This is a genomic window from Rhizobium leguminosarum (assembly GCF_001679785.1).
Classification (GTDB): Bacteria; Pseudomonadota; Alphaproteobacteria; order Rhizobiales; family Rhizobiaceae; genus Rhizobium; species Rhizobium leguminosarum_R.
Genome location: NZ_CP016286.1, coordinates 2374542 through 2386463, shown reverse-complemented (window position 1 = coordinate 2386463; position 11922 = coordinate 2374542). Strand labels below are relative to the sequence as shown.

Annotated in this window: 15 protein-coding genes; 4 read left to right on the top strand and 11 right to left on the bottom strand. The window is 61.2% G+C overall.

Features of this window, described 5'->3' with window-relative positions:
- Window positions 1–23: 23 nt before the first annotated feature.
- The 5 genes from BA011_RS11985 to BA011_RS11965 all read right to left on the bottom strand — a co-directional run bounded on the left by BA011_RS11985 (window position 24) and on the right by BA011_RS11965 (window position 2696).
- Window positions 24–806: an anti-sigma factor family protein gene (locus BA011_RS11985; RefSeq protein WP_065280630.1), complete on the bottom strand. Its 783-nt coding sequence runs from the start codon at window positions 804–806 to the stop codon at window positions 24–26.
- On the bottom strand, window positions 803–1318 hold the full coding sequence (locus BA011_RS11980) for an RNA polymerase sigma factor (RefSeq protein ID WP_065280629.1): 516 nt from the start codon (window positions 1316–1318) through the stop codon (window positions 803–805). Before BA011_RS11980 ends, BA011_RS11985 begins: the two co-directional genes overlap by 4 nt.
- Before the next feature lie 30 nt (window positions 1319–1348).
- The gene (locus BA011_RS11975) at window positions 1349–1729 is read right to left on the bottom strand and encodes a hypothetical protein (protein ID WP_062945374.1); all 381 of its coding nucleotides are present in this window, start codon (window positions 1727–1729) and stop codon (window positions 1349–1351) included.
- Between the two features lie 156 nt (window positions 1730–1885).
- Window positions 1886–2302 carry a VOC family protein gene (locus BA011_RS11970; RefSeq protein WP_065280628.1) on the bottom strand — a complete coding sequence of 139 codons (417 nt, stop codon included), beginning with the start codon at window positions 2300–2302 and terminating at the stop codon, window positions 1886–1888.
- 58 nt (window positions 2303–2360) lie between these two features.
- Complete coding sequence (locus BA011_RS11965) at window positions 2361–2696, bottom strand: cupin domain-containing protein (RefSeq protein ID WP_065280627.1); 336 nt, start codon at window positions 2694–2696, stop codon at window positions 2361–2363.
- Between the two features lie 143 nt (window positions 2697–2839).
- Between BA011_RS11965 and BA011_RS11960 the strand changes: the two genes are divergently transcribed.
- Together BA011_RS11960 and BA011_RS11955 are read left to right on the top strand one after the other, a co-directional pair.
- The gene (locus BA011_RS11960) at window positions 2840–3415 is read left to right on the top strand and encodes a MarR family winged helix-turn-helix transcriptional regulator (protein WP_065280626.1); all 576 of its coding nucleotides are present in this window, start codon (window positions 2840–2842) and stop codon (window positions 3413–3415) included.
- 209 nt (window positions 3416–3624) lie between these two features.
- A complete protein-coding gene (locus BA011_RS11955; RefSeq protein WP_003541249.1) occupies window positions 3625–4752 on the top strand; it encodes an ATP-dependent DNA helicase in 1128 nt (375 codons plus the stop codon).
- 88 nt (window positions 4753–4840) lie between these two features.
- On the opposite strand, the gene BA011_RS11950 is transcribed toward BA011_RS11955, so the two are convergent.
- On the bottom strand, window positions 4841–5533 hold the full coding sequence (locus tag BA011_RS11950) for a MerR family transcriptional regulator (protein WP_065280625.1): 693 nt from the start codon (window positions 5531–5533) through the stop codon (window positions 4841–4843).
- Window positions 5534–5983: 450 nt separating this feature from the next.
- On the opposite strand from BA011_RS11950, the gene BA011_RS11945 reads away from it, so the two are divergent.
- Window positions 5984–6736, top strand: a complete 753-nt coding sequence (locus BA011_RS11945) for a pyridoxine 5'-phosphate synthase (RefSeq protein WP_065282510.1) — start codon at window positions 5984–5986, stop codon at window positions 6734–6736.
- Window positions 6737–7093: 357 nt separating this feature from the next.
- Here the strand turns inward: BA011_RS11945 and BA011_RS11940 are convergent, their stop codons facing one another.
- The gene (locus tag BA011_RS11940; protein WP_065280624.1) at window positions 7094–7993 is read right to left on the bottom strand and encodes an SDR family oxidoreductase; all 900 of its coding nucleotides are present in this window, start codon (window positions 7991–7993) and stop codon (window positions 7094–7096) included.
- 123 nt (window positions 7994–8116) lie between these two features.
- Here BA011_RS11940 and BA011_RS11935 point away from each other — a divergent pair, with 123 nt between their 5' ends.
- Entirely contained in the window at window positions 8117–8533 is a 417-nt protein-coding gene (locus tag BA011_RS11935; protein ID WP_065280623.1) for a winged helix-turn-helix transcriptional regulator, read from the top strand.
- A 25-nt stretch (window positions 8534–8558) separates the two neighbouring features.
- Here the strand turns inward: BA011_RS11935 and BA011_RS11930 are convergent, their stop codons facing one another.
- From BA011_RS11930 to BA011_RS11915, 4 genes are all read right to left on the bottom strand, one after another.
- On the bottom strand, window positions 8559–8792 hold the full coding sequence (locus tag BA011_RS11930; protein WP_065280622.1) for a DUF6429 family protein: 234 nt from the start codon (window positions 8790–8792) through the stop codon (window positions 8559–8561).
- Window positions 8793–8885: 93 nt separating this feature from the next.
- Window positions 8886–10133: an MFS transporter gene (locus BA011_RS11925; RefSeq protein ID WP_065280621.1), complete on the bottom strand. Its 1248-nt coding sequence runs from the start codon at window positions 10131–10133 to the stop codon at window positions 8886–8888.
- Between the two features lie 110 nt (window positions 10134–10243).
- On the bottom strand, window positions 10244–10867 hold the full coding sequence (locus BA011_RS11920) for a TetR/AcrR family transcriptional regulator (protein WP_065280620.1): 624 nt from the start codon (window positions 10865–10867) through the stop codon (window positions 10244–10246).
- Between the two features lie 60 nt (window positions 10868–10927).
- On the bottom strand, window positions 10928–11845 hold the full coding sequence (locus BA011_RS11915) for a bifunctional helix-turn-helix transcriptional regulator/GNAT family N-acetyltransferase (RefSeq protein ID WP_065280619.1): 918 nt from the start codon (window positions 11843–11845) through the stop codon (window positions 10928–10930).
- Window positions 11846–11922 lie beyond the last annotated feature (77 nt).

The following is an 11922-nucleotide window of genomic DNA, read 5'->3' as shown; positions in this document are numbered from 1 at the left end:
TTCGCGCTTTTCCTGGAATTACTCTACGACGGGAATTGCCGGTAGCACTCCTCGGCTACCTCCCGCAGCGTCTCGCGGGAGATTTCTCCGGTCACGGCATAACCGAGTTCGCCGTCGATCCAGTAGAAAGTTTCGAGATTGCCCGATGAGGCGAAGCGGAAGCTCGTTGTGCGGTTTTCCGTGTTGCGGCCGACCATGACGGTCAGGCGCTCGCCGGCCTGGTTTTCATACATGAACATGGCGCCCGGCCTGCCGTCGACCGGAAGCAGGCGGCCGCCGACGAGCTTGAAGCCGAGCGGCTGCAGGTTGGGGATCTTGAGGTTCTGGATTGCCAGGCGCTTGCCGAGCCAGGTGGCGAGGTGGACCTCCTCGTTTGCGAAGACCTCGACGGGATGGCGAACCTCGGCGGCATACACAGTGAAGGCGGTTTGGGCCTGTTTTGGCAGGGTTTCGGAGCCGGCAAGCTGCAGTTCCGGCTTTTCCAGAAGTGCGGGGCCATAATAGCCGCTGGCGGCGCCGAGCGTGAAAACGAGGAGGGCTGATGCGGCGATCGCCCAGCGTTTCGCTCCCGATGAAACGGCGCGCGGGGGGACGACGAGCAGAGGATCGGTGTCCTTCGCCTTCTCATAACCGGCAAACAGCGATCGGATGCCTGAATTCTGCGCCTGCCATTCGGCGACCATCGCCGCCTCGTCGGGATTGTCGGCCAGGAAGGCCTCGATGCGGGCGCGCACCGTTTCCGGCAGCTGGCCGTCGGCATAGGCGTGAAGGTCGGCTTCGGTGACGCTCGGATTGGTCTCGTTCATTTCGGTCTCCGAAGCGTAATGATGTTGTCGGCCTTCAATCGCTCGGCGACGCGCCGGCGGGCGCGCGACAGGCGGGACATGACGGTGCCGATCGGGATATCGAGCGCGGCTGCGACCTCGCCATAGGTGTATCCCTCGATGACCACGAGCATCAGCACAGCGCGGTGTTCCTCCGAAAGGCTGTTCAGCGCATCGTCCAGCCGAGCACGTTCCAGCGGATCGGCCAGTGGTTCGGGCACGGCCAGATTTTCTGCGGCATCGAGCTCGACAAGGCCATCGCGCGTCTTGCCGCGCCGGTCGTTGCGGTAGAGATTGGTCATGATGGTCAGGGCCCAGCCGCGCAGGTTGAGGCCGCGCCATTGGCCGCGGCGCGTGAGAATCTTTTCGACGCAATCCTGGAGCAGGTCTTCGCCATCGGCATCCGAACGCGTCAGGCTGCGCGAATAGCGTCTGAGCGAGGGCAGGAGGGCCAGGATCTGGCCCTCGAAGGTTTCGGGTGCGGGTATCTTCATGCCGGCTCTCTTGGCATCAGGGCCCGACTATCAAGGTTTGGCGAGATCCCAGTTGCCGCCAACGCCGTCGCCGGTGATGTCGCCCGTCTTCTTGTCCTTGACCCAATAATAGAGCGGCATGCCGTCCTTGGCCCATTGCTTCGTGCCATCCTTACGGTCGATGATCGAATATGCACCATCAGCCTTGGCATCGGAAGCCGCCATCAGCGGCGGCCAATTCTTGGCGCAATCATCGTAGCAGTTGGACACGCCCTTCACGTCCTTCTTGAAAGTGTAGAGCGTCATACCGTTTTCGCCGGCAAGCACCTTGCCCTTGGCGGATTCCACGGTCGTGACAGGAGCGGCGGCGAAAGCAGCGGTCGCGGCAAGGGCGGCGGCCGCCACGACGGACAGGAATTTCACGGATTTCATGATGTCTCTCCTCAGGTTGGGCACGCAATCTTGCGCTACCTGAGATGAGACACGAGGCGCGGTGGTTTTATTCCAGGCGCAGCAAAAGTTTTCATGGCGGGCGAGGTGGGCCGAAGCCCGTTTCGCCCGCGCATGGCGCGTCGGGCGCCTTGCCGGCTATTCTCCGGTGGCGGTCGCCGCCGCCATGTCGACCCAAACCGCTTCGAATATATGGCCATCGGGATCTTCGAAGGCACGGTTGTAGAGCCAACCCATGTCCGTCGGCGCGCGCGGATCGGCTTTGCCCCCGGCGGCCGCGGCTGCTTCGACGATAGCGTCCACCTCCTCACGGCTGTCCATCGTCAGCGCGATCAGCATTTCACTCGCCTTCTGCGCTTCGGCAACGGGTTTGGGCGTGAAGGTCGCGAAGTAATCGCGCGTCAGTAGATGGAAGAAGATGGCGTCGGTCCAAACCATGTTTGACGCCTGGTGATCGCTGAACTGTTCGTTCTTGCTGCATCCGATCGCTTCATAGAAGCGGGTCGCAGCGGCAAGGTCTTTCACCGGCAGGTTCACGAAGATCATCTTGGGCATTGCAGTTCTCTCCTCTTCTTTTGTCTTTCGGGCTTTGTTTTCCAGGCGGCGGCTCGGCTCACACAAACTCCTGCACGATCGTGTCGCTGGCATGAATACAGACGATTTCGAGCCGTCCGGTGCCGACATTTTCGAAGCGGTGGGGAATGTTGGCGGCCACGACGACGATATCGCCGGGAAAGGCGCGGGTCTTGGCGTCGCCCACCGTGAATTCCGCTTCGCCTTTCCTGACTGCCCACGTTTCGGAATAGGGGTGGACATGCAGGTCAGGCCCTTGGCCGGGCTCATTGTCGACCAGGAAAAGCGATATTTCGCCGCCATGATTGCGGCCTTCGAAGCGGACCGTGCGGCTCTGATCGGGCCGCGGTTCCTGGTGGCGAAGAATCCTGAACATCACGTGCCTCCTGCTGGTGCTGTCTGTGAACATAAAACTATCTTCGCGAGAAGATATATTCTCAAAACTATCTTCCTGTCAAGATATCTTCCGTGACTTGGATTGAAGGTGTATGTTTCGCTTGTGGTGATATGAGGCAGAAAATGATGAATGGAACTAAAGGGGACGATGACCGCCTCGGGGACGAGGACCGCCCCCGGGAGGATCATGTCGACCGGCTGCGCCGGCAATGGGCGCTGGAACTGCCCGACCTCGATACCGAGCCGATGGCGATCCTGGGGCGGGCTTTCCGGCTGTCGAACCTGGTGCGTCCCAGCATCGAGGCGACATTTGCCGATTTTGGCCTCGACCGCGGCGAATTCGACGTCATCGCAACGCTTCGCCGTTCCGGACCGCCTTACCTAATGACCCCGACGGAGATGTATTCGGCGCTGATGATCTCCTCGGGAGGCCTGACCCACAGGCTCGACCGGCTGGAGAAGGCGGGACTGATCCACCGCGAGAAATCGCCGCGTGACGGGCGCAGCGTGCTAGTGGCTTTGACCGAGGCGGGTGCGGCACTCGCCGAAAAGGCCTTCCGCACCGACATGGCGAGCGAAGCTTCGTTTCTGCAGGCTCTTGACGGAAAGGAGCGCGGGGCGCTCGCTGTGCTGCTGCGCAAGCTGATCGCCGGAATTGAAAATGAGCAGGCGCGGGGAGAGGACGAGAACGGGGGCTGAGGGGAGATCGGAGCCGGCATTGCCGTTCAGGCAGCAACACGCTGCTTTTGCAGCTCAGGTTCTGGACTTTCTCACCGACGCTATGGGCCAGGACCCGTCGATGTGTGCCAGCGGCGCGGACCGGCAGTGGAACTGATGATTGTCCGGCCGGGCGATTTGCCGTTTTCCGCCTTGCCTAAAGCCCGCGAATCCTGCCAAGTCCTGCGATCATGCAATTTGCGCCGCAACAAGATGAAGCCCTGAAGGCTGTTTCGAAATGGCTGAAGGAAGGGCGCTCGCCGCTCTTTCGCCTGTTCGGCTATGCCGGAACGGGGAAGACGACGCTTGCCAAGCATTTTGCCGAAAATGTCGATGGCGACGTGCTGTTTGCCGCCTTCACCGGCAAGGCGGCGCAGGTGCTGCGCTCGCGCGGCGCCTCCAACGCCCGGACGATCCATTCGCTGATCTATCGGCCGCGCGGCGAGGAGGCCGTGGAAGACGAGGAAACAGGCAAGACCTCGATCGCGCCGATGTTTTCGATCAACCGGCAAAGCCCGGTCGCGAAGGCAGCGCTGATCATCGTCGATGAATGCTCGATGGTGGACGAGGCGCTCGGCAAGGATCTGATGAGCTTCGGCACGCCGATCCTGGTGCTCGGCGATCCCGGCCAGTTGCCGCCGGTTACAGGCGGCGGCTACTTCACCAATCAGGATCCGGACTACCTGCTCACCGATATCCACCGGCAGGCGCGCGACAATCCGATCATCAAGCTCGCCATGCAGGTGCGCGAAGGCAATGAGGTGATGTACGGCGATTACGGCACTGCCAAGGTGATCTCGAAAAACGAGGTGACGCAGCAGCTGGTGCTCGATGCCGATCAAGTGCTCGTCGGCACCAATCGCACGCGGCGGCGTTACAATCAGCGCCTGCGCGAGTTGAAAGGCTTCAATGCCGATTATCCGCAGACCGGCGACAAGCTCGTCTGCCTGAGGAACGATCCGGCAAAGGGCCTGCTCAACGGTTCGCTCTGGCAGGTGATGACCTCATCCAAGGAAACGACGAAGCCCGGCATCAATCTGCTCGTCCGGCCAGAGGATGACGACATGGACCGGGGCGCGGCCAAGATCAAGCTTCTGAAGCAGGCCTTCGAGGATGTCGAGGGCGAGATTCCCTGGAACACCCGCAAACGCTACGACGAGTTCGACTACGGCTATGCGCTGACCGTTCACAAGGCGCAGGGTTCGCAATGGAACGACGTCGTCCTCTTCGACGAGAGCTGGGCGTTTCGCGATACCAGGGAACGCTGGCTCTATACCGCGATCACGCGCGCGGCGGAGACGCTGACGATCGTCCGCTAATCCTGGTCGTCCTCGCGATCAGGTGGCATTCCCGGAGTCAGGGCTGGCGAGGAAGAAACGGTGGCGGCCGTGTCTTAGGCGGATGGTACTAAGCCTGCACGATGCCGAGCAGAACTGCCTTGGCGATGGCCTGGAAGCGGTTGTTGGCGCGGAATTTCAGGATGATTCCGGCTTCCAGGTCACGGGTTTCGTCATGCTTCAGGTCGAGTGCCCGGGCGATTCGCTGGGTGGAATAACCCTCTGCCATCAGTTCCAGGCAACGCCGCTCCTGCGGGGTCAGGCTTGCACTGTCCTGATTGTCGTTTAACGGCGGCTCCTCGATGCTGCCGTCGTAGTCCAGGAGGTCGCCGACCTGCTGAAGCTGGCGGTGCAGCGTCGACATCTCCGCCGTCAGTTCGCGCTTGCGCACCTGCAGGGCCTCGCGGAACATCGCCTCGGCCGTTTCCTGCGAATCGGCGTTGCGGAGTTCGTCCATCAATTCCTGGATGACGGCGATCGGCATGCCGGTCTCACGGCAAACGGTAATGACGGCCATGCGCAACACGTCGTCCTGGCCGTAGACCCGCATCAGGCCCATGCGGTTGGCCGAGATTAATCCCTTTTCTTCGTAGAAATGCAGTGTCCTGTGCGTAACCCCGAATGCATTGGCCATATCGGCGATGGGCACGGGACCATCAGGTAGATCCGGCGGTAGCGCGGCTGAAGGCAGGAACCGATATTTCGATCGGGCCTCCGAAGCGATACCGGCGGTGGCAAACAGGCGTTTGGAACCGTCTGGCATGAACCCTCCTGGGGCATGTTGTTGCACCTCATGCGGTTTTGCCAGTTGCTTCCCATGCGCGGCGAGTGGGGTTTCCTCTAGGCGTTCTTCTCATTGGGAAAGAAGCAGTACGCGGCGTACTCTACGCGATACGATGTCCACGTTATGCGTGAACGATCTTTTTTATAAGTGCTAAAAATAATCTCTTTTAAATGGGATAGCAACTTTACCGGCATATTTTGCCGGGTTCTTGGGTGTCTTGCACAAAAACATGTGCTGCACTGCGGGATCTCGCGGTCCTCTTCAAAGATGACGGGAATTACTATCTGCGGTACGCGTGCGGCAAATGCTCAGGGTAATTTCGGCGCTCATCAGCGATTGGCATCGCACCCATTTGTGAATCTCGTTGGCCATCGCCGAGCACTTGGCTTAAAAGCAGGCCTCCCATTTCCGTGACCGATGGATCTCGCCATGCCCGCCAAGCTCTCCGTGAACCTCAACGCCGTCGCCATGCTGCGCAACCGGCGCGACCTGCCCTGGCCGAGCGTCGAAGCGCTCGGGCGTATCGCGCTGAAATCCGGTGCGAGCGGGCTGACGGTGCATCCGCGCCCCGACCAGCGGCACATACGCTTTTCCGACCTGCCTGTGATCCGCAACCTGATCGACGACGAATTCCCCAAGGCCGAGTTCAATATCGAGGGCTATCCCACAGAGGAATTTTTCGAACTCTGCGCCGGGGCGGCACCCGAGCAGGTGACGCTGGTGCCTGACGATCCCGCCCAGGCGACCTCCGATCACGGCTGGGATTTCCGCAAGCACCAGGCGTTCTTGACCGATTCCGTCGCGCGGCTGAAGACGATGGGATGCCGGGTGTCGCTCTTTGCCGACGGCGATGGCGATGTAGAAGCGGTTGAGACCGCTAAGGCGGTCGGCGCCGATCGGATCGAGCTCTATACCGGTCCCTATGGCGGCTGCTTCGACGCGCCGGAGGGGGCGACCGCGATCCTCGAAGCGCTCGGGCGGACGGCGGATGCGGCTCTGGCAATCGGCCTTGCCGTTAATGCCGGCCATGACCTGACGGTCGAAAACCTGCCTGATCTGGTGAAGCGTATTCCCCGGCTTGCCGAGGTTTCGATCGGCCATGGGCTGACCGCCGATGCGCTGGAATATGGCATGGCGGAAACGGTGCGGCGCTTCTGCCGGGCTTGCGGGCAGACGGTTTGAGGGAGGTCGTTTTCTTCAACGCTTTGACTGGAAGCGGGTTATTACGCTTCTGGCTGTGAGTCACACAGTGCGTCTTGAAGGAAGAGTCTCCCGCGCCCAAGGACTTGGGCGCGCTGGCTTCCTGTGACAAGCACAGGAATGAGGGTGGTAGAGGTAGCGCTTCCCATTAACGGTTGTCTCAATGTCGACGGGAAATTTTGGCGAAGACGCTTAATTCACCCTCCCTCACCAATCCTGTGCCTGTCACAGGAATCCAGCCACGGCGCGTCCGCGCCGTGAGCGACTCATCTGACGTGATGAGGGATCCAGAGTCGGAGTTCGCTCATCCCTGCGCCAAGCGCAGGGGCAGCAGCAAACTCAATGAGCGCCTGAAGCAGTCAGGGCAGCCTTGTGTTCCACGAAGAAATCCTTCAGCGGCTGCGGCTGTTTTCCCGTCAGTTTGGTGAAGTCTTCGGTGACGATGTCGAACTTGCCGGCGCGGGTGTTGGCGTCGGCAGAAACCAGCATATCGGCAACGAAACCGGGAAGGCCGGCGCCGCGCATGCCCTGTCCGAGCTGTTCATCATTGACGTCGACCACCTCGAGCGGCTTGCCGGCGACGTCGGAAACGATGGTGGCAATCTGCCGGCTGTTCAGCGACTGGGTGCCGGTCACCGTATAGGTGGCGCTCTCGGATGTGCCGGAGGCAAGGGCTGCGGCGATCGCCAGGGCGCAGTCGTCACGCGAGATGGTCGAGATCTTGCCATCGCCCGTGGCGCTGTACCATTTGCCGCCCTGCAGGTTGTGCGGCATGCCGTGCAGGTAATTGTCATGATACCAGGCGTCGCGGATGATCGTATGGGCGATGCCGCTTGCCTTGATGGCGTTTTCGCTGCCGAGATGATCGGGCGCGAAGGTGACGAGCGAATTGTCCGGCGCCGGCATCGAGGTGTAGGCGATGTGCTTGACGCCTGATTTGACTGCCGCCGCGACGGCGCCCTTATGCTGGGCGAGGCGCTTGCCGGGAGTATCCAGTGCGTCGGTGCTGATGATCAGCAGCCGGTCGACGCCGGCGAAAGCCTTCTCCAGACCAGCCGCGTCATCGAAATCGGCCTTGCGGGTGACGACGCCCTTGTTTTCGAGTTCGGAGAGCTTTTCGGGGCTGCGCGTCGCCGCGACGATGTTGCCGGGGGCGACCTTGTAGGTCTCGATGAGGTGATGGATGACACGCTGGCCGAGCTGCCCGGCAGCGCCGGTGACCAGGATGGTTTCGCTCATACGTCGTTTCCTTCTGTGTTGTGTTGGTGGTCTCAAAAAGAGAGTAACACTAGAATAGGAATTGACTTGGCGGTGTAAAGGAGGCAGTTTTTCGGCTCTACGTTACCAAAAGGGAACCAGCAGATGAGCGGTGCAGTCCTCAGTTTGAAGAACAGGATGCCGGGGACGCGGCGCGAGATCGATCTTGCCGGTCTCGATTTCGGCAATTGCCCGGTCAGGGACATGATGCAGCAGATCGGCGGAAAATGGTCGACGCTGCTGCTCGATGTGCTGGCGGATCGGCCCTATCGATTCGGCGAGCTGCGGAGGATGATCCCCGATATTTCGCAGCGCATGCTGACGCAGACGCTGCGCGACCTGCAGAGGGACGGTTACATCCACCGCGAGGTCTTCCCAACCAAGCCGCCGAGTGTGGAATATTCGATGACCGAACTCGGCCGCTCGCTCTATCACACGCTGGCGCAACTGTTGAACTGGGCGGAAGCAAACCATGATGCGGTTCGCGCCGCCCGTTCTCAGTTCGATTCTCACAACAGCTAGTGCCGCTGATAAATCGGAAGAGCGGTTATCGCGTCGATCGCATAAACAGAGCGCGGAACAATTCCTCCGATCGTCGCAAACCTTCGTCGCTCAGAACGACAGACTTGGCCTTGCCCGCGGGATTTGAAATCAGACCTTTCTGATGCAAACGGTCCATCACGCCCCAGTCAAAACCCTTCCAGGCGCGGTCTCCGTCATGCAGCGTCAGCCATAACAATGCGAGCACAGCATCGTCGATTTTCTCTTCGTCTATCTCCATGTCGGAATCCCATGCAAAAAGGCGAAAATTCCGCAGCTCTCAAACGGATGAATACGCTGCCCCCTGGATGTGGGCATCCAAAAGTTGGCTCTGTCAAGGTTTTAGATGTTCGATCCTGGATTCTGATGGTGCCTTCTTGCCGCGTCCTTCCGTCAGGAACAGCAGGAATGCCAGCGCCGGGAAGCAGAAACCGATCCAGGCCGTCATCGTCCAGCCGCCGGTCGCATAGGCCCAGCCGCCGAGTGCTGAGCCCAGCGCGCCGCCGGCAAAGAAGGTTGCCATGAACAGGCCGTTGAGCCGGCTCCGGTGTTCCGGGTTCAGCGCATAGATGGCGCGCTGGCCGCAGACGAGATTGGTCGTCACGCCGAAATCGAGAAGGATCGCCGCTGCCGTCAAGAGCAGCAGAGCCCCAGTCGAGCCGTCGTTTGCGAAATGGCTGATCAGGAAGGACGCCATGCCGAGCAGCATGGCAAGTGTCGAAGCGATCTTCGTCATGCCGCGGTCGGCAAGCCGGCCGGCGATCGGCGAGGCGATCGCGCCGGCGGCGCCGGCGAGCGCGAAGAGGGCTATGCCGTTTTGTGTCAGGCCGAAGGCCGGGCTTGCGAGCAGTAGCGGCGTCGTCGTCCAGAACAGGCTGAAGGCGCCGAACATGCCGGCCTGATAGAGCGCCCGGCGCTGCAGCACCCGCGAGTTCAGCGCTAGATGGCCCATGGAGGCGAGCAATTCGCCGTAGCGTAGCTTGGTCGTCGGCCGGCGAACCGGCAGGTTGGCGCGGAGGACGACGGCGAGCACGAGCATGAGCGCTGCAGTGACGTAGTAGACCATATGCCAGGAAGAGGCTTCGGCGACGAAGCTTGCGAAGGGGCGCGCCAGCATGATGCCGCAGAGCAGGCCGCTCATGACGTTGCCGACGACCTGGCCGCGCGTTGCATCCGGCGCCATGTTGGCAGCGAAAGGAACCAGGACCTGAACTGCGACCGATGAAAGGCCGATAGAGAGCGAGGCGACGAGGAAGGTTGTGGGCGTCGAAGACAGCGCCGCGCCGATGAGCGCAACGGCGGAGACGGCGATCAGCATCAGCACCAGACGGCGGTTTTCGGTGAGGTCGCCGAGCGGCACGATCAGCAGCAGGCCGAGGCCGTAGCCGATCTGCGTCAACGTGACGATCAAGCCGGTGGCGGCAGGCGTGAAGCCGAGATCGGCGCTGATCGGGCCGGCCAGCGGCTGGCCGTAATAGAGATTGGCGGCCACCAACCCGCAGGCGGCGGCGAAAAGGAAGGTGAGCCAGGGGGATAGCGCCCGGGGAATGGCCTCATCCGGCGTGGTGGCTGAAATGCTCATCGGAAGCTCCGGTATTCAAAGATTGAAAGGATTGAATGCAAAAATGCTGGCTGCGGCCACCCGACCCTTGACCGAATGCCGGTATCTCTCTCGTCCACCGTGCGGACTGTTCAGGTCACGAGCTTCATCGCGGCCTCAGCCGCAGACACCATCTCTTCTCTGCTGCGTCCTGTTTTGCCGATGACGCGCAGGCCCTTGGTAAAGCAGAGGAAGGCGAGGGCGGCAGCAGCCGGGTCCACCGTCGTCGGGATTGTGCCGTCTGCCTGGCCGATGCGGATGAGATCGGCCATCAGCTTTTCGTCCGCGGCAAAGGCAGTCACGATGTGGGCAGCGGCTTCCTCGTCAAGCAGGGCGAAGTCGTTGGCGCCGCCAACAACAAGACAGCCTTTGCGGCCGGCTTCGCCATAGGAGAGCTCGGTATAATACATCACCATCTGGAAGACTTTGTCGCGGCCTGTTTCCGCCGACGCAATCATCGCTTCGAGACGCCGCCGGCCGAGTTGGCGATAACGACCAAAAGCGGCGAGGAAGACGCCGCGCTTGTCCTTGAACGCCTTGTAGATACTGCCAGAGGCGAGGCCCATTGCCTCGGTCAGATCGCTGATCGAGGTGGCGTGGTAGCCGCGTTTGGAAAAGACCCGTAAGGCCGAATCCAAAGCGGCGTCCATATCGAACTCGCGCGGACGGCCACGGCTGCGGGTCTTTGCTTCTGATGTGAGAGTGGCAACGATCATGGCGCCTAATTAGGGAATGAACGTTTCCAAATCAAGTGAAATTTCTGCGACGCAGCAAATTCAAAGGTCGAGCACCCAGGTCTGCCCGTTGGCCTGAGGGCCGAACATGCAATGTCTCTCCTCGGAGACAAGGCGGAAGCCCGCCTTGACATAGATGGCGCGGGCGGTCTCCAGCATGTCGTTGGTCCAGAGCGAGAGTTCGCGGTAGCCCTTCTCTCTGGAGAAGCGGATGCATGCGTCCACCAGCAATTTGCCGAGCCCGAGGCCGCGGGCTGATTTGTCGACATAGAGTAGGCGGAACTTAGCGATGCCGTCGCCACCATTGGTAACGAGGACGGAGCCGACATTGACGCCGCGGCGTTCGGCGATCCAGCAATATTCTTTGGCCGGATCGAAATTGGCGAGGAATTTTCCGGCGACCTCGGCGACCAGCGCCTCAAAGCGCAGGTCCCAGCCATATTCCTCGGCATAGAAGCGGCCCTGGCTCTGAACGATCCAGCCGATATCGCCGGCGCGGTGGGCGCGGATGATGGCCGGTGCGGGCTTTGCCGCCGGGTCGAGCAGGGCGCGGATCGTATGCATGGCGGAGACGGCCGCCTCCCGTTCGCCAGTCGCCAAGCGATCGAAACGGGCGGCGATCTGCGCATTGGCGCGTCGGCCGAGTTCCTCGAACCTCTCTCGTCCCCGCTCGGTGACAGTGATGACCTGGCAGCGCAGGTCGGCCGGGTCCGGACTGGTCTCGATCAGCCCCTCGGCGCGGAAACGTTTGAGGATACGGCTGAGATAGGCGGGGTCGACATGCAGGTCGCGGGCCAACGCCACGGCGCTGACGCCGTCATGCGAGCCGATCTCGAAGAGGATGCGGGCATCGGTCAGCGTGAAGGGGGTGTCGAGATAGGCCTTGTTCAAGAGGCCGAGGAAGTTCGTGTAGAAGCGGTTGAACTCGCGGGCGTTTTCGATAAGGGCGATATCGGACATGATGATCTCCAGATGGAGATTTTTGCGAGGCGAAGTCGGCCAACTCCTGCTTCATCATGCTCGGGCCTGTCCCGAGC

What these genes read in the sequence shown, in the direction of transcription:
- BA011_RS11985 (WP_065280630.1), bottom strand. Translation starts at nt 806, where the DNA reads ATGAACGAGACCAATCCGAGCGTCACCGAAGCCGACCTTCACGCCTAT.
- BA011_RS11980 (WP_065280629.1), bottom strand. Translation starts at nt 1,318, where the DNA reads ATGAAGATACCCGCACCCGAAACCTTCGAGGGCCAGATCCTGGCCCTC.
- BA011_RS11975 (WP_062945374.1), bottom strand. Translation starts at nt 1,729, where the DNA reads ATGAAATCCGTGAAATTCCTGTCCGTCGTGGCGGCCGCCGCCCTTGCC.
- BA011_RS11970 (WP_065280628.1), bottom strand. Translation starts at nt 2,302, where the DNA reads ATGCCCAAGATGATCTTCGTGAACCTGCCGGTGAAAGACCTTGCCGCT.
- BA011_RS11965 (WP_065280627.1), bottom strand. Translation starts at nt 2,696, where the DNA reads ATGTTCAGGATTCTTCGCCACCAGGAACCGCGGCCCGATCAGAGCCGC.
- BA011_RS11960 (WP_065280626.1), top strand. Translation starts at nt 2,840, where the DNA reads ATGATGAATGGAACTAAAGGGGACGATGACCGCCTCGGGGACGAGGAC.
- BA011_RS11955 (WP_003541249.1), top strand. Translation starts at nt 3,625, where the DNA reads ATGCAATTTGCGCCGCAACAAGATGAAGCCCTGAAGGCTGTTTCGAAA.
- BA011_RS11950 (WP_065280625.1), bottom strand. Translation starts at nt 5,533, where the DNA reads ATGCCAGACGGTTCCAAACGCCTGTTTGCCACCGCCGGTATCGCTTCG.
- BA011_RS11945 (WP_065282510.1), top strand. Translation starts at nt 5,984, where the DNA reads ATGCCCGCCAAGCTCTCCGTGAACCTCAACGCCGTCGCCATGCTGCGC.
- BA011_RS11940 (WP_065280624.1), bottom strand. Translation starts at nt 7,993, where the DNA reads ATGAGCGAAACCATCCTGGTCACCGGCGCTGCCGGGCAGCTCGGCCAG.
- BA011_RS11935 (WP_065280623.1), top strand. Translation starts at nt 8,117, where the DNA reads ATGAGCGGTGCAGTCCTCAGTTTGAAGAACAGGATGCCGGGGACGCGG.
- BA011_RS11930 (WP_065280622.1), bottom strand. Translation starts at nt 8,792, where the DNA reads ATGGAGATAGACGAAGAGAAAATCGACGATGCTGTGCTCGCATTGTTA.
- BA011_RS11925 (WP_065280621.1), bottom strand. Translation starts at nt 10,133, where the DNA reads ATGAGCATTTCAGCCACCACGCCGGATGAGGCCATTCCCCGGGCGCTA.
- BA011_RS11920 (WP_065280620.1), bottom strand. Translation starts at nt 10,867, where the DNA reads ATGATCGTTGCCACTCTCACATCAGAAGCAAAGACCCGCAGCCGTGGC.
- BA011_RS11915 (WP_065280619.1), bottom strand. Translation starts at nt 11,845, where the DNA reads ATGTCCGATATCGCCCTTATCGAAAACGCCCGCGAGTTCAACCGCTTC.